23 protein-coding genes are annotated in these 21,271 nt (G+C 69.3%); 15 read left to right on the top strand and 8 right to left on the bottom strand.

Annotation, left to right across the window (positions count from 1 at the left end; translation table 11 throughout):
- The first annotated feature begins 17 nt into the window (after positions 1-17).
- The 4 genes from cls to AC07OX_RS19320 are packed head-to-tail and all read left to right on the top strand — an operon-like array spanning position 18 to position 3,896.
- A complete protein-coding gene (gene cls, locus AC07OX_RS19335) occupies positions 18-1,466 on the top strand; it encodes a cardiolipin synthase (RefSeq protein ID WP_159277066.1) in 1,449 nt (482 codons plus the stop codon).
- Positions 1,467-2,906, top strand: a complete 1,440-nt coding sequence (sbcB, locus tag AC07OX_RS19330) for an exodeoxyribonuclease I (RefSeq protein ID WP_159271896.1) — start codon at positions 1,467-1,469, stop codon at positions 2,904-2,906. It abuts the gene before it with no gap.
- A 17-nt stretch (positions 2,907-2,923) separates the two neighbouring features.
- Positions 2,924-3,358: a DUF3574 domain-containing protein gene (locus AC07OX_RS19325; RefSeq protein ID WP_495261589.1), complete on the top strand. Its 435-nt coding sequence runs from the start codon at positions 2,924-2,926 to the stop codon at positions 3,356-3,358.
- Complete coding sequence (locus AC07OX_RS19320) at positions 3,345-3,896, top strand: GNAT family N-acetyltransferase (protein ID WP_495261588.1); 552 nt, start codon at positions 3,345-3,347, stop codon at positions 3,894-3,896. The genes AC07OX_RS19325 and AC07OX_RS19320 overlap by 14 nt, the downstream gene beginning before the upstream one ends.
- Here the strand turns inward: AC07OX_RS19320 and AC07OX_RS19315 are convergent.
- The gene (locus AC07OX_RS19315; protein WP_495261587.1) at positions 3,893-4,402 is read right to left on the bottom strand and encodes a GNAT family N-acetyltransferase; all 510 of its coding nucleotides are present in this window, start codon (positions 4,400-4,402) and stop codon (positions 3,893-3,895) included. The genes AC07OX_RS19320 and AC07OX_RS19315 overlap by 4 nt on opposite strands.
- Positions 4,403-4,412: 10 nt before the next feature.
- The gene (locus AC07OX_RS19310) at positions 4,413-5,477 is read right to left on the bottom strand and encodes a DUF72 domain-containing protein (protein ID WP_495261586.1); all 1,065 of its coding nucleotides are present in this window, start codon (positions 5,475-5,477) and stop codon (positions 4,413-4,415) included.
- Positions 5,478-5,538: 61 nt separating this feature from the next.
- Here AC07OX_RS19310 and AC07OX_RS19305 point away from each other — a divergent pair, with 61 nt between their 5' ends.
- From AC07OX_RS19305 to AC07OX_RS19270, 8 genes are all read left to right on the top strand, one after another.
- A complete protein-coding gene (locus AC07OX_RS19305; RefSeq protein WP_491513772.1) occupies positions 5,539-7,017 on the top strand; it encodes a sensor histidine kinase in 1,479 nt (492 codons plus the stop codon).
- Positions 7,014-7,670 (top strand): response regulator transcription factor, encoded by a 657-nt coding sequence (locus tag AC07OX_RS19300; RefSeq protein ID WP_495261585.1) that lies wholly within the window; start codon positions 7,014-7,016, stop codon positions 7,668-7,670. The genes AC07OX_RS19305 and AC07OX_RS19300 overlap by 4 nt, the downstream gene beginning before the upstream one ends.
- 116 nt (positions 7,671-7,786) lie before the next feature.
- Entirely contained in the window at positions 7,787-8,287 is a 501-nt protein-coding gene (locus AC07OX_RS19295; protein WP_056581174.1) for a GlcG/HbpS family heme-binding protein, read from the top strand.
- Positions 8,287-8,985, top strand: a complete 699-nt coding sequence (locus AC07OX_RS19290) for an ankyrin repeat domain-containing protein (protein WP_495261584.1) — start codon at positions 8,287-8,289, stop codon at positions 8,983-8,985. Before AC07OX_RS19295 ends, AC07OX_RS19290 begins: the two co-directional genes overlap by 1 nt.
- 65 nt (positions 8,986-9,050) lie before the next feature.
- Positions 9,051-9,686: an FMN-binding negative transcriptional regulator gene (locus AC07OX_RS19285; protein WP_495261583.1), complete on the top strand. Its 636-nt coding sequence runs from the start codon at positions 9,051-9,053 to the stop codon at positions 9,684-9,686.
- 1 nt (position 9,687) lies between these two features.
- Positions 9,688-9,912, top strand: coding sequence for a hypothetical protein (locus AC07OX_RS19280; RefSeq protein ID WP_495261582.1), 225 nt, complete (start codon positions 9,688-9,690; stop codon positions 9,910-9,912).
- The gene (tadA, locus tag AC07OX_RS19275) at positions 9,902-11,017 is read left to right on the top strand and encodes a tRNA adenosine(34) deaminase TadA (RefSeq protein ID WP_495261581.1); all 1,116 of its coding nucleotides are present in this window, start codon (positions 9,902-9,904) and stop codon (positions 11,015-11,017) included. Before AC07OX_RS19280 ends, tadA begins: the two co-directional genes overlap by 11 nt.
- Positions 11,014-11,991: an LD-carboxypeptidase gene (locus tag AC07OX_RS19270; protein WP_495261580.1), complete on the top strand. Its 978-nt coding sequence runs from the start codon at positions 11,014-11,016 to the stop codon at positions 11,989-11,991. The genes tadA and AC07OX_RS19270 overlap by 4 nt, the downstream gene beginning before the upstream one ends.
- Positions 11,992-12,043: 52 nt before the next feature.
- Here the strand turns inward: AC07OX_RS19270 and AC07OX_RS19265 are convergent, their stop codons facing one another.
- Entirely contained in the window at positions 12,044-12,379 is a 336-nt protein-coding gene (locus AC07OX_RS19265) for a hypothetical protein (RefSeq protein WP_062480058.1), read from the bottom strand.
- Between the two features lie 331 nt (positions 12,380-12,710).
- On the opposite strand from AC07OX_RS19265, the gene AC07OX_RS19260 reads away from it, so the two are divergent.
- From AC07OX_RS19260 to AC07OX_RS19250, 3 genes are all read left to right on the top strand, one after another.
- Positions 12,711-13,658: an adenylate/guanylate cyclase domain-containing protein gene (locus tag AC07OX_RS19260; protein WP_062480056.1), complete on the top strand. Its 948-nt coding sequence runs from the start codon at positions 12,711-12,713 to the stop codon at positions 13,656-13,658.
- Positions 13,659-13,780: 122 nt separating this feature from the next.
- A complete protein-coding gene (locus tag AC07OX_RS19255; protein ID WP_307583582.1) occupies positions 13,781-14,131 on the top strand; it encodes a hypothetical protein in 351 nt (116 codons plus the stop codon).
- A gap of 185 nt (positions 14,132-14,316) precedes the next feature.
- Complete coding sequence (locus tag AC07OX_RS19250; protein ID WP_070060568.1) at positions 14,317-14,547, top strand: hypothetical protein; 231 nt, start codon at positions 14,317-14,319, stop codon at positions 14,545-14,547.
- Between the two features lie 19 nt (positions 14,548-14,566).
- On the opposite strand, the gene AC07OX_RS19245 is transcribed toward AC07OX_RS19250, so the two are convergent.
- From AC07OX_RS19245 to AC07OX_RS19225, 5 genes are all read right to left on the bottom strand, one after another.
- Positions 14,567-14,926 (bottom strand): response regulator, encoded by a 360-nt coding sequence (locus AC07OX_RS19245; protein WP_095745227.1) that lies wholly within the window; start codon positions 14,924-14,926, stop codon positions 14,567-14,569.
- Positions 14,927-15,011: 85 nt separating this feature from the next.
- The gene (locus tag AC07OX_RS19240; RefSeq protein ID WP_095745228.1) at positions 15,012-16,229 is read right to left on the bottom strand and encodes a hybrid sensor histidine kinase/response regulator; all 1,218 of its coding nucleotides are present in this window, start codon (positions 16,227-16,229) and stop codon (positions 15,012-15,014) included.
- Complete coding sequence (locus AC07OX_RS19235; protein ID WP_062480044.1) at positions 16,219-16,833, bottom strand: chemotaxis protein CheB; 615 nt, start codon at positions 16,831-16,833, stop codon at positions 16,219-16,221. The genes AC07OX_RS19240 and AC07OX_RS19235 overlap by 11 nt, the downstream gene beginning before the upstream one ends.
- Complete coding sequence (locus AC07OX_RS19230) at positions 16,830-17,660, bottom strand: CheR family methyltransferase (RefSeq protein ID WP_062480071.1); 831 nt, start codon at positions 17,658-17,660, stop codon at positions 16,830-16,832. Before AC07OX_RS19230 ends, AC07OX_RS19235 begins: the two co-directional genes overlap by 4 nt.
- Before the next feature lie 47 nt (positions 17,661-17,707).
- A complete protein-coding gene (locus AC07OX_RS19225) occupies positions 17,708-21,208 on the bottom strand; it encodes a response regulator (protein ID WP_495261579.1) in 3,501 nt (1,166 codons plus the stop codon).
- Between the last annotated feature and the right edge of the window lie 63 nt (positions 21,209-21,271).

The raw sequence follows: 21,271 nt of genomic DNA, 5'->3' as shown, positions 1-21,271 counted from the left end.
CTTCACCCGCTTTTGCCTTGATCCTCCCCGAACTCAGCCACGAATGGAAAACCGGCCTCTCCCTGGCGTGGAGCGGCTACATCGCCGTGCTGTCGGTCTGGATCGTGATGCAAAAGCGCGCGCCGGTGTCCACCATGAGCTGGATCCTGTCGCTGGCGCTGCTGCCGTTCGCGGGCTTCATCGTCTATTACTTCCTGGGGCCGCAGCGGCTGCGCAAGCAGCGGCTCAAGCGACTGCGCAACCGCGCGAACGCGCATGCGCAGGCGGATCTGGCGCGGCTGCGCGATGCCTCGCAGCATGCGCCGCCGGCGCTGCAGCAGATGGCCCGGCTGGGCACGGCCGCCTGCGGCCTGCCGGTGTCGAGCGCGACGGGCGTCGAACTGCTCTCGGGCGGCGCGCGCACCTTCGACGCGATCTTCGAGGCCGTGCGCGCGGCGCGCGACCATATCCACCTCGAGTACTACATCTTCGAGCCCGACCGCATCGGCACCGCGCTGCGCGACCTGCTGGTCGAGCGCGCGCAGGCCGGCGTGCGGGTGCGCCTGCTGCTCGACGCGCTCGGCTCCAAGCGCATCGGCCGCAAGTTCATGGCGCCGATGCACGCGGCGGGCGTGGAAGTGGCGCTGTTCCACGACACCAAGATCGGCCGGCGCCTGCGCCCCGTGACCAACTACCGCACCCACCGCAAGATCGTGGTGTGCGACGGCCGCGTGGGCTTCACGGGCGGCGTGAACATCACCGACGAGGAAGACAAGCGCACCAACCCCAAGGACGCGTACCACGACGTGCACGTGCGCATCGAAGGCAGCGCGGTGCGCTGGCTGCAGACCACCTTCCTCGAAGACTGGAGCTACGCCACCGGCGAAAAGCAGCACCGCTCCGACGCCGTCCTGGACGCGCTGTTGCCCCAGGTGGAGGCGGGCGACATCCCGGTGCAGATCGTCACCAGCGGCCCCGACAACGCTTTCGAGGCCATCCACCGCATGCACGTCGAGGCCATCCATTCGGCCACGCGCCGGGCCTGGCTCACCACGCCGTACTTCGTGCCGGGCGAGCCTGCGCTGATGGCGCTGACCAGCGCGGCGCTGCGCGGCGTGGACGTGCGGCTGCTCGTGCCGCGCCGCAGCGACTCGGCCATCGTGAGCGCCGCGGCGCGTTCGTACTTCGACGAGCTGATCGCCGCGGGCGTCAAGATCTGGGAGTACAAGGAGCGCATGCTGCACTCCAAGACGCTGGTGGTCGACGACCATTGCGCGATGATCGGCACCGCCAATTTCGACAACCGCAGCTTCCGGCTCAACTTCGAGGTCTGCGCCGTGGTCTACGGGCCCGCGCTGACCCAGCCGCTGGCGGCACAGTTCGAAACCGACCTGCACAGCTCTGGCGCGGTGCGCGCCCATCGCCCGCAGACTTTCTGGCGCCGCCTCGGCGACGCCATTGCGCGACTGTTTTCTCCCTTGCTCTGAATGAACCACACCTTTCTCTGGCACGACTACGAAACCTTCGGCGCCGTGCCGCGCCGCGACCGTCCCTCGCAGTTCGCGGCCATCCGCACCGACGCCGAGCTCAACGAGGTCGGCGAGCCGCTGATGATCTATTGCAAGCCCGCGCCGGACTACCTGCCCAGCCCCGAGGCCTGCCTGATCACCGGTATCACGCCGCAGGTCTGCCTGGAGCGCGGCATTCCCGAGCACGAGTTCGCGGCCCACATCGAGCAGGCCTTCTCGCAGCCCGGCACCATCGGCGTGGGCTACAACACCATCCGCTTCGACGACGAGGTCACGCGCTTCCTGTTCTGGCGCAACCTCATCGACCCCTACGCGCGCGAATGGCAGAACGACTGCGGTCGCTGGGACCTGCTCGACGTGGTGCGCCTCACGTATGCGCTGCGCCCCGACGGCATCGAGTGGCCGAAGAAGGAAGACGGCAAGCCCAGCTTCAAGCTCGAAGACCTGGCGCGCGCCAACGGCCTGCTGCACGAGTCGGCGCACGATGCGCTGTCCGACGTGCGCGCCACCATCGCATTGGCGCGGCTCATCCGCGACAAGCAGCCCAAGCTCTTCGACTTCGCCTTCGGCCTGCACAAGAAGGACCGCGTGGCGATGGAGCTCGGCCTGCCCGCGATGCGCGAGACCGCCAAGCCCTTCCTGCACGTGTCGGGCATGTTCCCGGTCGAGCGCGGCTGCCTGGCCGTGATGTGGCCGCTGGCCAGCCACCCGACCAACAAGAACGAACTGCTGGCCTGGGACCTGTCGCAAGACCCGAGCGAGCTGCGCGACCTCGACGCCGAGACGCTGCGCCTGCGCCTGTTCACGCGCACCGCCGATCTGCCCGAAGGCATGACGCGGCTGCCGATGAAGAGCGTGCACCTGAACAAGTCGCCGATGGTGGTCGGCAACCTGCGCACGCTGGCACCGGCCATGGCCGAGCGCTGGGGCGTCGACATGGACACCGCCATGCGCCACGCCGCCATCGCGCGCGACCTGCCCGACATGAGCGCCATCTGGTCGCAGGTTTTTTCCCGCCCGAAGGAAGCGACGCCCGACGTCGATGAGGACCTTTACGGCGGCTTTGTCGGCAACGGCGATCGCCGGCGCCTGAACCAGCTGCGCGGGCTGTCGCCCGAGGGGCTCGCCAAGGAGCGCGTGGCCTTCGACGACGGGCGGCTCGAAGAAATCCTCTTCCGCTACCGCGCACGCAACTGGCCCGAGTCGCTGAACGAGGAGGAAACCGAGCGCTGGGAAGCGCTGCGCGTGGCGCGCCTGTTCAAGGGCGAGGGCGGGGCGCGCACCATCGAGGCGCTGTTCAGCGAAGTCGACGCGTTGTCCGAGAACGCCGACGAGCGCGGCGAGGAAATCCTGGGCGCGCTGTACGAGTACGCCGAGTCGATCGCGCCCGAGGCCTGAAAGACCGAACGGCCGGCATGAGCAACGTCGCACGCCACCGGCTGTTTCGCGCAGGCGTGGCGGGCGCGCTGGCCGCTGCGGTGCTTGCAGGTTGCGCCGCAGGGCCGTCCGGCAACTGCGCAACAGGCTTCGAAGCCCTCGAGCGCGACACCCTCTATTTCGGCCGCGCCATCCCCACGGGCGGTCAGGTGTCCGACGCCGACTGGGCCGACTTTCTCGACACCCGCGTGACGCCGGCCTTTCCGCAAGGCTTCACCGTGCTCGACGCCGCCGGCCAGTGGCGTGGTGCGTCGGGGCAGGTGGTGCGCGAGCCCTCGAAGCTGGTCGTGCTGCTGCACCCGCGCGACGCGAAGGCCGACGCGGCCATCGCCACCTTGATCGACACCTACCGCCAGCGTTTCGCGCAAGAGGCGGTGTTGCAGGAAAGGCAGTCCGTCTGTGCCCGTTTCTGACGCCGTTTCCACCGTTCGCCGGTTGATCCCCGCCGACGCGCCGGCCTACCGCGCGCTGATGCTCGACGCCTACGCGCGGCACCCCGAGGCCTTCACCTCCACGGTCGAAGAGCGCGCCAGCCTGCCGCCGACGTGGTGGGAGACGCGCCTGCGCACGGACGCCGATGCCGCAGAGGTGGTGTACGGCGCTTTCGATGTCGCCGGGGCGCTGATCGGCGCGGCGGGGCTGGGCCGCGAATCGCGGCAGCGCACGCGCCACAAGGCGACCTTGTTCGGCATGGTGGTGGCGGAATCGGCACGGCGCGCGGGCGCCGGGCGACAACTTGTGCGGGCCTTGCTCGCGCATGCACGCACGCTCGACGGCGTGCGCGTGGTGCAGCTGACGGTGACCGAAGGCAATCGCCCGGCGCAGGCGCTGTACGAGCGCTGCGGTTTCCAGGTCTTCGGCGTCGAGCCGATGGCCACCGTGCTCGATGGCGCGTTCTCGTCGAAGGTCCACATGTGGTGCGACCTCGGCGCTGCACCGCCTGAGGCTTAGTCGCCGCGCTCGCGCACCATCAGCAGCGCCGGCCCGTCGGGCGTGACCACTTCGCCCAGCGCACGAAAGCCGGCCTTGGCATAGCTGCGGATCGCGCGGGCGTTGCGGGGCGACGGATCGGTCTGGATGCGCGTCACCGCCGGGTCGGCGAACAGCTGGTCCGTGAAGGCGCGCACCATCGCGCTGCCGAGGCCGCGATTCAATTGCTCCGCCTGCGCCAGGAACTGGTCGATGCCGCGCGCCCCCGGGTCGCGCTCGTCTTCCCACCAGCCGTCGCCCGAACCCATCACGACGTACGACTGGATGAATCCCAGCGGCTGCCCGTCGCGCAGCGCGATGTACCCGCGGTCGGGCGAGTCGGCCGCCAGCATCGGCGTGAAGTCGGCCTCGACCTCGGCCAGCGTCGGCACGGGCGTCCACCATTCGGCCACGTGCGGGCGGCACAGCCACTCGTGAAGCATCGCGAAATCCGTGGATTGCAGGGGCCGGAACGAGATCGAATGCATCGCGGGCGCTCTAGCGGGAGATCCGGTCCACGATGTCCTGCGCCAGTGAGGCGATGGTCAGCGGCGCGCAGCCTTCGGCGTTGTTGCTCACGGTGACGAAGGCGTTCTGCCCGGCGCCCGTGGTGCCCGCGATCACCTTGGCCAGCGCGGCGCGGGTTTCCGGGTCGGGGTCGAGCACCTTGTCGAAGGGGCCGTAGAGCTTTTCGGCGTCTTCATAACCGAAGCGGCCGTGGCGGCGGTGCAGGTTCCAGCGACACACCAGCGGCCCGGGCCACAGGGCGCGCAGCATCGGCAGCTGGTCTTCGATGGGCGGCATCTTCGCGTGCAGGCCCATGCAGAAGGTCGCGCCCACGCTGCGCAGCATGTCGGCGAAGGCGGGGCACAGCAGCTGCGGGTCGCGCACCTCGACCGCGAGGACGGCGTCGGGCGCGATCGGCTTCAGGTCGGGCATTGCCGCCAGCATCGCGCCGATGCGGGCGATCAGCGCGGGCTGGTCGGCCAGCAGGTGCGCGGGGATCGGGCTCAGCTGGAACACCAGCGCGCCGATGCGGTGGCCCAGCCCGTCGAGCGCCGGCTGCACGAACTCCTGCAGCGCGATCTCCTGGCTCAGGAACACCGGGTTGGCCTGCGTGCCGCGGCCGCTTTCGTCGCGCACGGTGGCGTCGGTCACCAGGCTCGGGGCCTTCACGACGAAGCGGAAGTCGTCGGGCACCATGGCCGCGTAGCGCGCGTACTGGCTGGCCGTGAGGGCGCGGTAGAAGTTGCGGTCCAGGCTCACCGTGCGCAGCAGCGGGTGCTGCGCGAGCGCCGACAGGCCGTTCTTCGACAACACGGTTTCGGCATAGTCGCCGTCCCAGACCAGTCCGGCCCAGCCCGGGTAGCTCCACGACGAGGTGCCCAGGCGCAGTTGCTGCGGCAACTCGGCGGCGAGAGCGACCAGCGCCGCGTCGGGTGCCACCGGCTTCACGGTGGCGCCACGCGACTTCTTCGGCGAAGGCAGCGGCGCGTCGGCCGCTTCGGCCGGGCGCGGAAGTTCGGGGAAGTCGGAAAAGAGGGAGTCCTGCACGTCAGCCATGTCTGGGTCGGCATTTTCGGCCAAGCGGGGAGGCCCGTCGGCGCCGGGCACAATCCGCGCCATGACACAGTGGTTGCGTACGCGGGGCGGTTGGTGGCTGGCTTGGGTGGTGCTCACGGCCGCCGGCGCCGTGTGGTTCGCACGCGCCGAGCTGACCCGGCTCCAGCAGGATTTCGAGACCGACGCGCGCATCGCGCACCGGCTCATGAGCCAGCAGGTGGTGCAGTACGACGCCGTGCTGGCCACGCTCGCCTTGCTGGAGCCCAACGCCGGCGCCGACTACCCCGAGCGGCGCCTGCCGTCGGTGTATTCGTCGATCCTGCGCGTGCAGCGGCGTGCGGCCGACGAGCCCTGGCCCGATGCCGAGCACGCCGACGCACTGGCCGCCGCCGAGGCCCGCTCGCGCGCCGAACGCCGCGCCGACCTGGCCGTGCTCGACCTCGCGCACGGCCGCTACCAGCTCGTGATCGGCTCGGAGCCGCTGAGCTACGCGCTCGAGATCGACCTCGTCGGCTCGGTGCCCTGGCGCGACTGGCCCATGAACCCGCAGCGCAGCCCCGTGCGTCTGGTCCTGCAGCGCGACGGCCAGCAACTGGTGTTGCAACACGGCCAATCGGCCGCGCATGGCTGGCGCTACAGCCTGAGCAAGGAGCTGGCGTCGCCGAGCCAACCCTTCGAGCTGGTGGCCGAGCGCCAGGTCGGCTGGGCCGAGCTGCCGTGGCGCACCATCGGCGGCTGGGCGGTGGCGATGGCGCTGCTGCTGGCAGGTCTGTGGGCCGCGCAGCGCCAGCGCATCGCGCGGCGCCGCGCCGAAGAGCTGCTGCGGCTGGGCCAGGTGGCGCGGCTCAATGCGCTGGGCGAGCTGTCGGCCGGGCTGGCGCACGAGCTCAACCAGCCGCTCACGGCCGTGCTGGCCAACGCCCAGGCCGCGCGCCGCCTGCTCGACGACGACCCGCCCGACCTCGCCACCGCGCGCGACGCGATGGGGCAGGCCGTCGAGCAGGCCCGCCGTGCCTCCGGCGTGGTCGGCCGCCTGCGCCGCGTCATCGAGCGCCCCGAGGCCGGTGGCGACGTGAAGCCACTGGTGCTGCAGGAGGTGGTGCGCAGCGCCATGCACCTGCTGGCGCCCGAGTTCGCGCGCCACGGTGTGGCGGCCCAGTTCGACGCCAGCGCGCAGGCGCCCGTGCGCGTGCAGGCCGAGGCCGTGGCGCTGGAGCAGATCGTGCACAACCTGCTGATGAACGCGATGCAGGCGCTGGACCTCGTGCCCGCGGCCGAGCGGCGCCTCGTGGTCTCGGTCGGGCGCAATGGCGAGGAGGGCGTACTGACCGTCACCGACAACGGCCGCGGCATCGCACCCGAGGCGCTGCCGCGCCTGTTCGAACCTTTCTTCAGCACGCGCGAAGGCGGCCTGGGCCTCGGCCTGAGCCTGAGCGAAACGCTGGCCAGCGGCATGGGCGGCAGCCTGAGCGCCGCGAATGCCTCGCCGCGCGGTGCGCGCTTCACCTTGCTGCTGCCGCTGGTGGCACCTTCGACATGACGATGCCAACCACCGCCGACCAGCCGCAATCGCCCCTGATCCACCTGATCGACGATGACCAGGCCGTGCGCGACAGCCTGTCGCTGCTGATCGGCACCGTCGGCCTGCGCGTGCAGGGCTGGGCCGATCCGCAGGCCTTCATCGACGGCTTCGACCGCGCGAGCGTCGGCGCCATCGTGCTGGACGTGCGCATGCCTGGCATCAGTGGCCTCACGGTGCTCGACCGGCTGGTGGCGCAGGGCGTCGACCAGCCCGTGATCATGCTGACCGGCCACGGCACGGTCGAGATGTGCCGCCGCGCCTTCAAGGCCGGCGCGGCCGAGTTCCTCGAGAAGCCGGTGGACGACGAGCAGTTGCTCGAAGCCCTGCAGCAGGCCGTGCGCCAGCATGTGCGCACGCGCGAGCGCTCGCAGGCCGACAACGCCGCGCGCGAGCGGGTGGCGCAGCTGTCGGAGCGCGAGCGCGAGGTGCTGGCCTTCATCGTGCAGGGGCTCACCAACAAGGAGATCGCCCGCGTGCTGGCGCTGTCGCCGCGCACCGTCGAGACCCACCGCGCCAACCTGTTCGCCAAGCTCGATTGCGACTCGCTGGCACAGCTGATCCGGCGCTATGCCGTGCTGGCGTCGGGTGCGGGAGAAGAGGGCGCTCCGTAGTTCTACGGAGTGCCGGGCGTAGCCGTACGAATGGTTGCAGCGGACCTTATTTTTTACAGTGACACCGTGGTCGGCACAGGCCGGCACGAACCCTCTCATCACTGGAGAAACAACACATGCAATCGATCATCCGCGTTGGCGGCCTCGCCGTTCTGCTCGCTGCTTCCGTCGCCCAGGCCCAGACGCCGGCCCCCGCCGTGCGCACCGAGAAGAACATCTCGCTCGCGCTGGCCAACCAGATCGCCGCAGAAACCGTGGCCGCCTGCGCCGCCAACGGCTACAACGTGGCCGCCACCGTGGTCGACCGCGCCGGCACCGTGCGCGCCGTGCAGCGCGCCGACAACGCCGGCCCGCACACGCTGTCGTCGAGCGAGCGCAAGGCCTGGACCTCGGCTTCGGCCAAGAGCCCCACGCAAGCCATGATGGAAGGCGCCCAGAAGAACCCCGGCGCCGCCAACCTCGTGTATCTGCCGGGCTTCCTGCTGCTGGGCGGCGGCGTGCCGATCAAGTCGGGCAACGAAGTGATCGGTGCCGTGGGCGTGGGCGGTGCGCCCGGCGGCCACCTCGACGAGCAGTGCGCCAACGCCGCGCTCGAGAAGGTCAAGGGCCAGCTCTGATGACGGCGCGCGGTCTCTGGTCGGCGGTGCTCGCCGCCGCGATCGGCTGGAGCGCCGCGCCCGGCGCGGCGGCCCAGGTGCCGCCGCTGGCTGCCGAAGTGCTGGCCTATGAAGGCCTGCACCGCGCCGCCTGGCACGGCGACCTGCCCAAGCTCAAGAGCCTGATCGCCTCCGGCGCCAGCCTCGATGTGCGCGACGCGCGCGGCCGCACGCCGCTGCAGGTCGCCACCTATGCGCGCCAGCGCGACGCCGTGACGCTGCTCGCCAAGGCAGGCGCGAACATCGACCTGCTCGAGGACGACCGCTACGACGCCGTGACCATCGCGTCCGTGGCCGACGACGTGACCACGCTCACGCTGCTGCTGCAACTGGGCGCCAAGCCCGGGCAGGTCACCAGCCGCTACGACGGCACCGCATTGATCGCCGCTGCGCACCTGGGGCACGACGAGGTCGTGCGCCGGCTGGTCGCGGCCGGTGCGCCGCTGGACCACGTGAACAACCTGCACTGGACGGCGGTGATCGAGTCGATCGTGCTCGGCGACGGTGGCGCCCGCCACCAGCGCACGCTGGCCGCGCTGATCGCCGGTGGCGCCAACCTGCAACTGGCCGACCGCCAGGGCCTCACGCCGCTGCAGCTCGCAAAGGCGCGCGGCTACACCTCGATGGTGAAGCAGCTCGAAGCGGCACGCGCCAAGTAGCCTGCTGCACCGCAAGCCGGGGGCGACTCGGGGACAATCGGACCTCCCCACGAGGAACCCGCCCCATGTACATGCCTCCGCAGTTCAACGCCAAGGACCCGGCCGTCGCGCTGGGCCTGATGCGCGACCACCCCTTTGCCAACCTGATCTCGAACGACGACGAGGGCCTGCCCTTCGTCACGCATCTGCCCATCGTGGCCGAGCAGCGCGAGGGCGATGCGCTGGTGCTGCTGGGCCACTGCGCCAAGCCCAACCCGCACTGGCGCTACCTGCAGGCGCGGCCGCGCGCGGTGGTGGTGTTCCAGGGCCCGCACGCCTACCTGTCGCCTTCGGTCTATCCCGACCTGGCGCGGGTGCCGACGTGGAACTACCTCGCGGTCCATTGCACCGTCGAAGCCCGGCTCGTCGAGGCGCCCGAGGCGAAGGACGCGCTGCTCAAGAAACTCATCGGCGACCACGAGCCGGCCTATGCCCAGCAGTGGAAGGACCTCGGCGAGGAGTTCCAGCGCAAGATGCTGGCCGGCATCATGGGCTTCGAGCTGCACGTGACGGCGCTGCAATGCAAGATCAAGCTCAACCAGCACCGGCCCGAATCGCATGCGGCGATGCGCGAGGTCTACCGCGCCGGCTCGGCCGACGAGCAGGCGCTGGCCGTGTGGATGGACCGGCTCGGCATGGCCGTCGCACCGGAGGCGCGCTGACATGCGGATGTTCGGTTTGATCGGCCTCGTGCTCGCGCTGGTGGTCGTCGGGCTGCTGGCGAAGCAGCAGCTGTCGCGCACCGCCATTGCCAAACAACCGGCCGTGCCCGGTGCGTCGGCCCCGGCGGCGGTCGATGCGCGCACGCAGGCGCAGCAGGTCCAGCAACAGGTCAAGGACGCCCTCGACGCCGCGGCCCAGGCCCGCAAGATGCCCGATGACAACTGAGCCGGCCGCATCGACATCGGACGCGCACTGGATGGCGCTCGCGCTGCAGGAAGCGCAGCGCGCAGCCGACGCGGGCGAGGTGCCGGTGGGCGCGGTGCTGGTGAAGGACGGGCAGGTGATCGCGACCGGCCGCAACACGCCGGTAGCGCAGCACGACCCGAGCGCGCACGCCGAGATCAACGCACTGCGCGCCGGCGCCGCCGCGCTCGGCAACTACCGGCTCGACGGCTGCGAGCTGTTCGTCACGCTCGAGCCCTGCGCGATGTGCGCGGGCGCGATGCTGCATTCGCGGCTGGCGCGCGTGGTGTTCGGCGCCGCCGACCCCAAGACCGGCGCCGCAGGCTCGGTGCTCGATCTCTTCGCCGAGCCGAAGCTGAACCATCACACGCGCGTGCAGGGCGGGGTGCTGGCCGACGAGTGCAGCGCGCTGCTGCAGCGCTTCTTCCAGCAGCGCCGCAGCGTCGCGCGCGCGCAGGCAGAGCCGCTGCGCGACGATGCCCTGCGCACGCCTGCTGAACGCTTTGCCGCGCTCACCGATTTCGAGTTCGCGCCGCATCACATCCAGGACCTGTCGCTGCTGCAGGGCTGGCGCCTGCACTGGATTGACGAGACCGGTCCGACCGGCAGCGACGGCCGCGTGGCCGATTGCCTGTGCCTGCATGGCCCAGGCGAGTGGGGCTACTTCTTCCGCCACCTCGTCGGCACACCCGGCCTGCGCACGCTGGTGCCTGACCTTGTCGGCTTCGGCAAGAGCGACAAGCCTAAGCGCGAAGCCACGCACCGACTCGAATGGCACCGCGACGTGCTGCTGGCCTGGCTCGACCAGATCCATCCCGAACCGCTCGCGCTGGTGCACAGCGAGGCGGGCGGTGAACTGGCTGCATTGCTGCAAGTGGCAGCACCGAGCCGTTTCGTCGTGGGCCTCATTGCACCCGACAGCGGCATGCGTGCGAAGGACGCCTGGCGCGCGCCGTTCCCCGACCGGGGCTACGAAGCCGCGCTGCGCGCGCTCGGTCCGCGTGCCGCATCGGGCGGGCCCACGGCCGCACAGGCCGCCACCCTGGCCCGGCAGATCCGGGACGCAATGGGATACTCGACGACGTGACGTCCAAACATATCTACATCTATTCCCCCTCCAGTGCCATCCGCGACAAGGCCGCCTTCCGGCGTGGCGTGGCGCGGTTGAAGGCCCTGGGCCATGAAGTCGAAGTCGATGAAGCCGCGCTCTTGGCGCACCAGCGTTTCGCGGGCGACGACGCCACGCGGCTCGCCGCCATCTCGCGCGCGGCCGCCAGCGGCGCCGACGTGGCGCTGATCGCGCGCGGCGGCTACGGCCTCACGCGCATCCTCGACGCGCTGCCGTACAAGGCGCTGGCCAAGGCCATCGACAAGGGCACCGAGTTCGTCGGCTGCAGCGACTTCACGGCCCTGCAGAACGCACTGCTGGCCAAGAACGGCGCCGTCACCTGGTCGGGCCCCGCGGTCGGCGAAGACTTCGGCGCCGAAGGCGGCGCCGACGACATCATGGAAGCCTGCTTCGACGACCTGTTGAGCGGGCAGGGCGAAGGCACCGGCTGGCGCATGCCGGCGCGCGACGCCGAGCTCAAGGTCAAGCCGATCGAAGACGCCGTGCTCTGGGGCGGCAACCTCTGCGTGCTGACCAGCCTGCTCGGAACGCCGTACTTCCCGGTGGTCGACAAGGGCGTGCTCTTCATCGAAGACACCAACGAGCACCCGTACCGCGTTGAACGCATGCTCGACCAGCTGAAGCTCGCGGGTGTGCTGGCGCGCCAGAAGGCCGTCGTGTTCGGTCAGTTCACGGGCGTGCGCAACATCGCCGGCTACGACCGCGGCTTCGGCATGAACACGGTGATCGACCGGCTGCGTTCAAGCCTGAAGAAGGTGCAGGTCATTGCCGGCCTGCCGTTCGGGCACGTGCAGACCAAGGTGCTGCTGCCGGTGGGTGCGAAGGTGGCGCTGGCCGCCGAGGGGCGCGACGTGTTCCTGGTGTGGGGCCATCGGCATGGGCACCATGACCATGCTCACCACGGTCACGACCATCACGGCCACGACCATTGAGCCAGCACGCAGGCGGCCACCGGTGCCGCTGCGATGCCGGCCGATCAGGACATCACTGGTTGGTGAAACGCTGATGGACGCGCGGGCCCATCGAGCCGGGCAGGCCGCCCTTGAACATGCTGTTGATTTCTTTCATCTGGCGCCGCGCGGCCGATTCGCCGTCGATGGCGCTCAGCGCCACCATCACGTCCTGACGCAGATACCAGAGGGTCTCGACATCGACCGCAAAGCGCACGCGTTGGCTGACACGCTGGATCGATTGGCCACCGCGGCCCTGGAGCACCGACAGCATCGCCGTGCGGATGCGCCCGAGCTGACTTTCCGCAACCTGCCGCGAGCCCAGGCCGGGTACGTTCAGGAGCTGAAAAAGGCGGCGAAAGAGCAGCATGTCACGAAAAGCGTATTGCCGGGAGCTGAGACGGTCGCTACCTTAAGCCTCAGTTCGCCGGGACACAAGATGTGAAACACCGTTTCTTGTTTGCAAACAACAAGCTTTAGCGGTCTCTTTTGTTGTCATTTGAATTTTGAGCGCAAAAGTATTAAAAAACTTTGGCATTCATCTGCACGATGCGCCAAGCTGGCCCCGTCGATGCAGCGTCAACAAGAAGCTTCTGCGGATCGTTCCTTGCATGTGAAGGCGCATGTCGGGGAAACTTCTCGCAGGAGCGGCGAAAGGTCCAGAGCAACATAACCAGCGCTTGCCGCCAAGAAAAAACAGTATGGGTGTCAATTCCACAGTCGTTTTCGCGGACTTGACCGGAAGTACCAGGGTCTTCGAGGCCATGGGGAATGCACGTGCCACCGAGACCGTGACGCGGCTGACCCAATGGATCGGACGCGTGTGCGAGGCCCACGGCGGCCGGGTCGTGAAATCGCTGGGCGATGGCGTGTTCGCCATCTTCACCAGCGGCGCCGCCGCCACGCACGCGGTCATCGAATTGCAGCGCTACCACCAGAAGCGCCTGGCCGGCTGGCCCGTGCCGCTGCGCATGGCGCTGCAGATCGGCGTGGCCAGCGGCGACGTGGTCGAGGTCGAGGGCGACTGCTTCGGCGACGCCGTCAACCTGGCCTCGCGCCTGAGCGACCTGGCCGGGCCGGGCCAGATCTGGGTCACCGAGGCGGTGATCCAGCAACTGCACGAAGGCGCCGTGCAGCACCGCGACCTCGGGCCGATCAGCATCCGCGGGCGCACCGAGATGTCGATCGTCCACCGCATCGACTGGCAGGAAGACCTCACGAGCTTCCTCACCGTGCCGGCCGCGCTGCTGCCGGCGCGCCTGCCCGATTCCACCTTCGGCCGCATCGAACTCGCATGGCTCGACGTGCGCTCCATGTTCCGCATCGACCAGCTGCCCATTCACCTGGGCCGCGTGGGCGACGCGCAGTTCGTGGTCAACGACCCGCGCGTGTCGCGGCTGCATGCGCGCATCGAGGAGCGGCAGGGCAGTTGCGTGCTGATCGACGTCAGCACCTACGGCACCTGGGTGCGCTTCCACGGCAACGGCGGGCCGAGCCACGAGATCGCGCTGCGGCGCGACGAGTGCGTGCTGCACGGCCGCGGCGAGATCGGCCTGGGCGCGCCGCTGAGCGATTTCAGCGCGCCGACCATCGCCTTCAACACGACGGGCGACGACGTGATGCTGTCGCGCCGGGCCATCGTGAACTGAAGGCCGACTGGGAATCCCGTTCACGTTTGGCAACCAGCTGGTGCGCTTCGTGGTGCACCACGCAGGGACATGTGGCGTTGCAGGACCACGCCGGCGCCGTTCGCGCCAGGCCTGGAGCCACCATGCATTCCCCAAGTGATTCTTCCGTTTTCAGATGGGCCGCCGTTGCCGCGATCGCGGCCGGCGCGCTGCTCGCCACGGGTGCCGCCAGCGCGCGCACGAGCTGGTCGGTGCAGATCGGCACGCCCGGTGCGGTCTATGCGCCGCCGTACTACGTGCCGCCGCCCGTCTATGCGTACCCGGCCCCGATCTACTACGAGCCGCCACCGCCGCGGGCCTACTACCGCCCGCCGCCACCCGTGTACTACCGGCCGGCCCCGATCTACGTCCCGCCGCGCGGGCGCCTGTACTACGGTCCCGGCTATCCCTACCGTGCGCCGAACGATGACGACGACGATGACGACCGCGATTGACCCGCCGTCCGCAAGCTTGCAGGCATGCCAATTCTTGGCGTGAACTCTGACGAAAACGTCACATTCAGTCACATTTGTAAGATCAAAGAATTCATTTCATGCCTGCAGGAGGGTTCGGGCCTGGGGCATGACACTTGCCTCGGATCGTTCAACAGGCGCGCAGAGTGCCGAAGGAGCGACAAAAAATGCAGACCAGCGTTCGGCCTTTCACCGATGTCGAGGCCGCCATTGCGGCGGTGGAGGCCCTGGACGGCGAACTCCGTAAGTTCGAGCTGGCCGTGGGGGACAACCTCCAGGACAGCATCGGCCTGCAGATGGCGCAGATCACCGACCGTGCACTCGCACGCGGCTGGGAGCCCAGCGGCTTCATCCAGAAGGAAGGTTTTCGCCTCTACCGCTACCGCGCGATGCGCTGAAGGGCGACAGAAGGCCGGGTCAGCTGGGCGCGAGGATGCGCTCGAGCGCCCCGATGTCGATGGGCTTTTGCAGGTGGTGGTCGAACAGCACCTCGCCCGGCGCCGCATTCGCCGCGTCCCGCTCCGAAAAACCAGAAATCGCCACCAGCAGCCGCGGCGTGCCTTCGGCGGCGGTGGCACGCAGCCGGCGCGCCACCTCGGTGCCAGGGAAGTCGGGCAGGGTGAGATCGATCAGCGCCGCGTCGAAGCGCTCGCCGGCCGCCGCGTCCAGCGCCTGTTGCGCCGTGTAGGTGCAGCGGGCGGTGTGATCCTGCAGCGTCAGCAGCTCCCGCAGCAGGTCGGCCGCGGCCTCGTTGTCGTCGACGATCAGCACATTCACAGTTGTTTTCTCTCGGCATCCATTGATTGCGATCCCGCAGTATCGACGCTGTGCCTACCGGAATCCGTAACAGAGGCCTTGTTTGTTACTTCCCGCTGTCGGCCGAGGCGGGCGGCGGCTGCAGCGGCAGCTCGACGAAAAAGCGCGCGCCGTGGCCCGGCGTGCTCTCCACGCCGATGCGGCCCGCGTGCAGGCTCACGATCTTGTGCGTGATGTACAGCCCCAGGCCCAGGCCGGCCGCGTGCTTGCGGCTGACGTCGGTACGTTCGAACTGCTCGAAGATGCGCTGGTGGTCCTCGGGCGAGATGCCGATGCCCTGGTCGCGCACGCTCACGACCGCGTGGTCGCCGTCCTGGCGCACCGTCATCTCGACCGGCTTGCCGCCGCCGTAGCGCAGCGCGTTGGTCAGGAGGTTGGTCAGCACCTGTTCGATGCGGAACTCGTCCCACACGCCGCGCAGCGCGGGGGGCGCGTCCAGGCTGATGGTGCAGCCCGCGGCCTCGGCCTGGTGCCGCAGGTTGTCGACCACGGCGCGGGCCAGCTCGGCCAGGTCGACCGGCTTGGTCTGGATCGACAGCGCGTCGCGGCGCAGCCGCGTCACGTCGAGCATGTCGTCGATGAGCCGCACCATGTTGCGGATCTGCCGCTGGTCGCGCTCGATCATGGTGGGCAGCTTCTCGGGCGAAAAGCTGTCGAGCTTGCCCTTGGACAGGTGCAGCTGCCGCAGCTGCGCCTCCAGGTAGAGCGTGTTCAGCGGCGTGCGCAGCTCGTGCGACACCATCGACATGAAGTCGTCGCGCATGCGCACCGCGCGCTCCAGCTCGCGCTGCGTGTGCTGCAGCTGCTGCACCAGCTCTTCCTGCTTGCGGTGCGCGGCGGCCAGCGATTCCATTTCGTGGCGCAGCGCCTTGCGGTGCTGGTGCAGGTCGACGAACACGCTCACCTTGCTGACCACCGCGTGCGGATCGAGCGGCTTGTGCAGGAAGTCGACCGCGCCGCTTTCGTAGCCCTGGAAGGCGTAGTTCATCTCGCGCCCGGCGGCGCTCACGAAGATGATCGGGATGTGCCGCGTGCGCTCGGTGCCGCGCATCAGCTCGGCCAGCTCGAAGCCGTTCATGCCGGGCATCTGCACGTCGACGATGGCGAGCGCGAATTCGTGCTCCAGCAGCAGCGCCAGCGCGGCCTCGGCCGAACCGGCGCGGTACACCAGCCGCCCGGGCGCGCGAATCAGCGCCTCGAGCGCCAGCAGGTTCTCGGGCAGGTCGTCGACGATCAGCAGCTTGCTTTCGACCTCAATGGGCATGGGCGGGCTCCAGTAGCTGCAGCAGGATGCGCAGGTCGCGCAGCCGAAGCACGTGGTCGGGGGCGTGGCGCGCAATGGCGGCGAGGGGCATGGTGGGAACCAGGGCTTCTTTCGGGTCTTGCACGGCGGTGAGTCCGCCGGCGCGGTGGATGCGCAGCAGGCCTTCGGCGCCGTCCTCGTTGGCGCCGGTCATGAGAAAACCGGCCACCGACGGCCCGTAGGCGTCGGCGGCCGAGGCCATGAGCACGTCGATGGACGGGCGCGAGAACAGCACGGGCGGCTCGCAGCTCAGCGAGAAGCGCCGCCCGCGTTCGATCGACAGGTGGTAGCCCGGCGGCGCGAAGTACAGGCAGCCATCCACCAGCGGCATCTTGTCGAGCGCCTCGTGCACGGGAATCGGCAGGCGCTGCGCGAAGATCTCGGCCAGGTGGCTCTCGTGCGATTCGGGCAGGTGCAGCACCACCGCCATCGGAATGCGCCAGTTGGCCGGCAGGCCGTCGAGCACCGCACTGAGCGCGTCGATGCCGCCGGCCGAGGCGCCGAGCACCACGGCCTCGACGCGGCGAACCGGAAACGGACGGTGCTGCGTGCCGGCGCGCTTCATGCGACCTTGCGGTAGATGCGCTCGGCGCGCGCGTGGGCGTCGAAGCGGTCGGCGTAGCCCGAGAAGTCGATGCTCTCCTTGGAGCCCAGGCCGAGAAAACCGCGGTGCGACAGCGACTCGTGGAACAGCCCGAGCGCGCGGTCCTGCAGCTGGCGGTTGAAGTAGATCAGCACGTTGCGGCACGACACCAGCTGCGTCTCGGCGAACACGCTGTCGGTGGCCAGGCTGTGGTCGGCAAAGATCACGTCGGCGCAGAGCGACGGGTCGAAGCGCGCGGCCTCGTAGGCGGCGGTGTAGTAGTCGGAGAACGCGCTCAGGCCGCCCGCGCGCTGGTAGTTGGCCGTGTAGCCGCGGATGGCCTCGAGCGGAAAGATGCCCTGGCGCGCCTTTTCGAGCGAGGCCGGGTTGATGTCGGTGGCGTAGATCTGCGTGCGCTCGAGCAGGCCTTCCTCGCGCAGCAGGATGGCCAGTGAGAACACCTCTTCGCCCGTGCTGCAGCCCGCGACCCACACCTTGACGGAAGGGTAGGTGTGCAGGATCGGCACCACGTGCCGGCGCAGCGCCAGGAAGTAGGCCGGGTCGCGGAACATCTCGCTCACGGGAATCGTCAGGAACTGCAGCAGCTGGCCGAACAGCGCCGCGTCGCGCAGCACGCGGTCCTGCAGCGCCGAGATGCTGGGCAGCTCGAGCTGCTCCAGCGCATACAGCACGCGGCGCTTCTGCGAGGCCGTGGTGTAGTTGCGGAAGTCGTAGCTGTACTTGAGGTAGATCGCCTCCATCAGCAGGCGCAGCTCGATCTCGGTGTCGCTCAGCGGCTGGGGCTGCATGGGGGCGGTGGCCGGGTCCTGCAGCGCGGCGGGCAGGGGCTTGCGGGTCACAGGCGCTCCATCTTCGGCATCCACACGCGCAACAGCGAGAACAGGCGCTCCAGGTCGACCGGCTTGGCCAGGTAGTCGCTGGCGCCCGCGGCCAGGCACTGGTCGCGGTCGTCCTTCATGGCCTTGGCGGTGATGGCGATCACCGGCATCTTCGCGAAGCGCGGGTCGGCGCGCAGGCGGCGCGTGGCTTCCAGACCGTCCATCTCCGGCATCATCACGTCCATCAGCACGAGGTCGATCTCGCTGACCTGGTCCAGCCGCTCCAGCGCCTCGCGGCCGTTGCGCCCGATCTCGACCGTGGCGCCGCGCTGCTCCAGCGCGCTGGTGAGCGCGAAGATGTTGCGCACGTCGTCGTCCACCAGCAGGATGGTGCGGCCCTCGAAGATGCGGTCGCGCCCGCGCGCCGTCTTCAGCATGCCCTGGCGTTCGCTGGACAGCGAGGCCTCCACCTTGTGCAGGAACAGCGTCACCTCGTCGAGCAGACGTTCGGGCGAGCGCGCGCCCTTGATGATGATCGAGCGCGAGTAGCGCTGCAGCTCGGTTTCTTCGTCGCGCGTGAGGTTGCGCCCGGTGTAGACGATGACCGGCGGGAACGACACGATCTCTTCCGCCGCCATGGCCTTGAGCAGCTCGCTGCCCTGCATGTCGGGCAGCCGCAGGTCGGTGATCATGCAGTCGAACACGCGCGTGCGCAGCAGCGCCAGCGCCTCTTCGCCGGAGCCGACCGCGACGATCTCGATGTCGTCGTCGCCGATCAGCCTGATCACGCTCTCGCGCTGCAAGGCGTCGTCTTCCACCAGCAGCACGACCTTGACCTTCTGCGTGAGCTTTTCTTCCAGCCGGCCGAACACCTTGGTCAGCTCCTCGCGCGTGGCCGGCTTCAGCGCGAAGCCGATGGCGCCCATGTGCAGCGCGGCGGCCTGCGCGTTGTCGGCAGCCGAGACCACGTGGATCGGGATGTGGCGCGTGTGCGGCGAGTCCTTGAGCTTTTGCAGCACGTCCAGGCCGGTGCTGTCGGGCAGGCGCATGTCCAGCAGGATCGCGTCGGGCACGAACTGCGTGGCCAGCTCGAAGCCGTCGGCCGCACCGTGCGCCACCAGGCAGCGGTAGCCCAGCTCGTGCGCCAGGTCGTACAGGATGTGGGCGAACTGCGGCTCGTCCTCGATCACCAGCACGCGGCGCACCTGGTCGCGCGGGATCGAGCGGTCGTCCGCGAAGCGCGGGGCCGGCACCACGGGCGCCGGGGCAGGGGGCGCGAGCGGCGGCGGCGACAGCACGGCGGGTGCATGCGAGGGCGAGGCGCTCGACACCGACCGCAGCGTGCCCACCGGCACGGCCGGCGCCGGCATCGCCTGCGGCGCGCGCGGCGGCAGCTGCAGCGTGAAGGTGCTGCCCTGGCCGGCCTCGCTCTTCACCGTCAGCGAGCCGCCCAGCAGCTGCGTGAGGTCGCGCGAGATCGACAGGCCCAGCCCCGTGCCGCCGTAGCGCCGGCTGGTGGTGCCGTCGGCCTGGCGGAAGGCCTCGAAGATCAGCTCGTGCTGCTGCGGGTCGATGCCGATGCCCGAGTCGTGCACCGCAAAGGCCGCGCCGCCGTCGGCCGTGGCCGACACCGTGAGCGCCACCTCGCCGCGCTCGGTGAACTTGATCGCGTTCGACAGCAGGTTCTTCAGGATCTGCTCCACGCGCTGCCGGTCGGTGACCAGCAGGGCCGGCGCGTCGGGCCGCAGCTCCAGGCGGAACTCCAGGTTCTTGTCGGTCGCGAGCGGGCGGAAGGTGCTTTCCAGGCTCTGGGCCAGCTTGTCGAGCGGCACCTCCTCGGGCACCAGTTCGAGCTTGCCGGCCTCGACCTTGGCGATGTCCAGGATGTCGTTGATCAGCACCAGTAGGTCGTTGCCCGAGGCGTAGATCGATTCCGCGAACTTCACCTGCTCCAGCGACAGGTTGCCCTGCGGGTTGTCGCCCAGCAGCTTGGCCAGGATCAGCGCGCTGTTCAGTGGCGTGCGCAGCTCGTGCGACATGTTCGCGAGGAACTCCGACTTGTAGCGGCTGGCGCGCTGCAGTTCGTCGGCGCGGTCTTCCAGGTCGCGCTGCACGCGGCGCAGCGCGGTGTTGCGCTGGTCGAGTGCTTCGGTGCGCTCCGACAGCTGGCTGTTCGTCTGCTCCAGCTCGGCCTGCTGGTTCTCCAGCATGGCCTGCGAGGCGCGCAGGGCGCGCGACTGTTCTTCGAGCTCTTCATTGGCGGTGCGCAGCTCTTCCTGCTGCACCTGCAGTTCCTCGTTGAGCTGTTGCGTTTCGGCCAGCACGTCCTGCAGCTGCTCGCGGTAGCGCGCCGCCGCCAGCGAAGTGCCGATGTCGTCGGCCACGAGGTCGAACAGTTGCTCGCTGCGCGCGTCGGGCGTGCCCGGCAGGCCGAGTTCGAGCACGCCGTTGACGGCGCCGTCGGCCGCCACCGGCAGCAGCAGCACGGCCTTGGGCGCCATTTCGCCGAGGCCGGAGTTGACCTTCAGGTAGTCGGCCTGCACCGGGTCGATCAGCATGCGGCGCTGCTCGGCCGCCGCCTGGCCGACCAGGCTTTCGGTGGGGGAGAACACCTGCGGCGAGGCTTCGGCTTCGCTGGAGAAACCGTAGCTCGCGGCGCGGCGCAGCGGCCCGTGGCGTTCACGCACATAGAGGGCACCGACCGAGCTGCCGAGGTGGCGCGAGAAGAACGCCAGGATCTTGCGGCCCATGTCCGGCGCGCTGAGTTCGCCGACCAACTCGCCCACCAGCTCGGTCTGCGCATTGCGCAGCCAGGCCTCTTGCGACAGGCGCTCGGCGTGCGCCGCCTGTTCGCCCAGCACCACGTCGTAGCTGTCGGACAGCCGCATCAGCTGCCGACGCCCGAAGAACGCCACCAGGCCCGAGTACACCAGCGTGAAGAGAAGGAACAACCCGACCACCCACCAGCTCGTGCGGTTGGCTTCGGTGTTGCGCTGGAAGCGCAGCGTCTGCTCGGTGTCCATGAAGGCCGTGAACTCGGCGCGCAGGTCGTCGGTCAGGCGCTTGCCGCGGCCCAGCCGGACGGTGGCCTGCGGATCGATGCCGTTGCGCCGCGCCTCGATCATTTCCCGCGCGAAGTTCAGCCACGACTCCTGCAGACCGACGATGCGGTCGACACGCTCCACCTGCTGGCGGTTGTCCGACACCTGGCGGCGCAGCGCGTCGGTGTCGGCCTTCAGGCGCGGCAGGGCGGACTGGTAGGGCTCGAGAAAACTCTCCTCGCCGGTGATCAGGAAGCCGCGCATGCCCGTTTCCATGTCGATGGAACGGCGTTGCAGTTCGCTGGCGGCGCGCGTGACCTGGTCGGTGTGCTCGACCCAGCTCAGGCTCGTCAGCAGATACAGGATCAGCGCGACGAAGGCCACGGCGCCGATCAGTCCGCCCAGCAGCGGCAGCTTGAGGTTGCGGCTGAGCAGGCGGTCGAATTCGACGGGGTCGATCGCGGAGGGAGTTTTCATGAATGCATTTGTAAGCAAAACTTGTCAAGTCTTGCCGAAAAAGCTCATTTGACCTGTCGGAGA

Source organism: Variovorax sp. GW821-FHT09D07, from assembly GCF_059416345.1.
The sequence above is the reverse complement of the archived record's forward strand: the minus strand, read 5'-3'. Positions and strand labels throughout refer to the sequence as shown.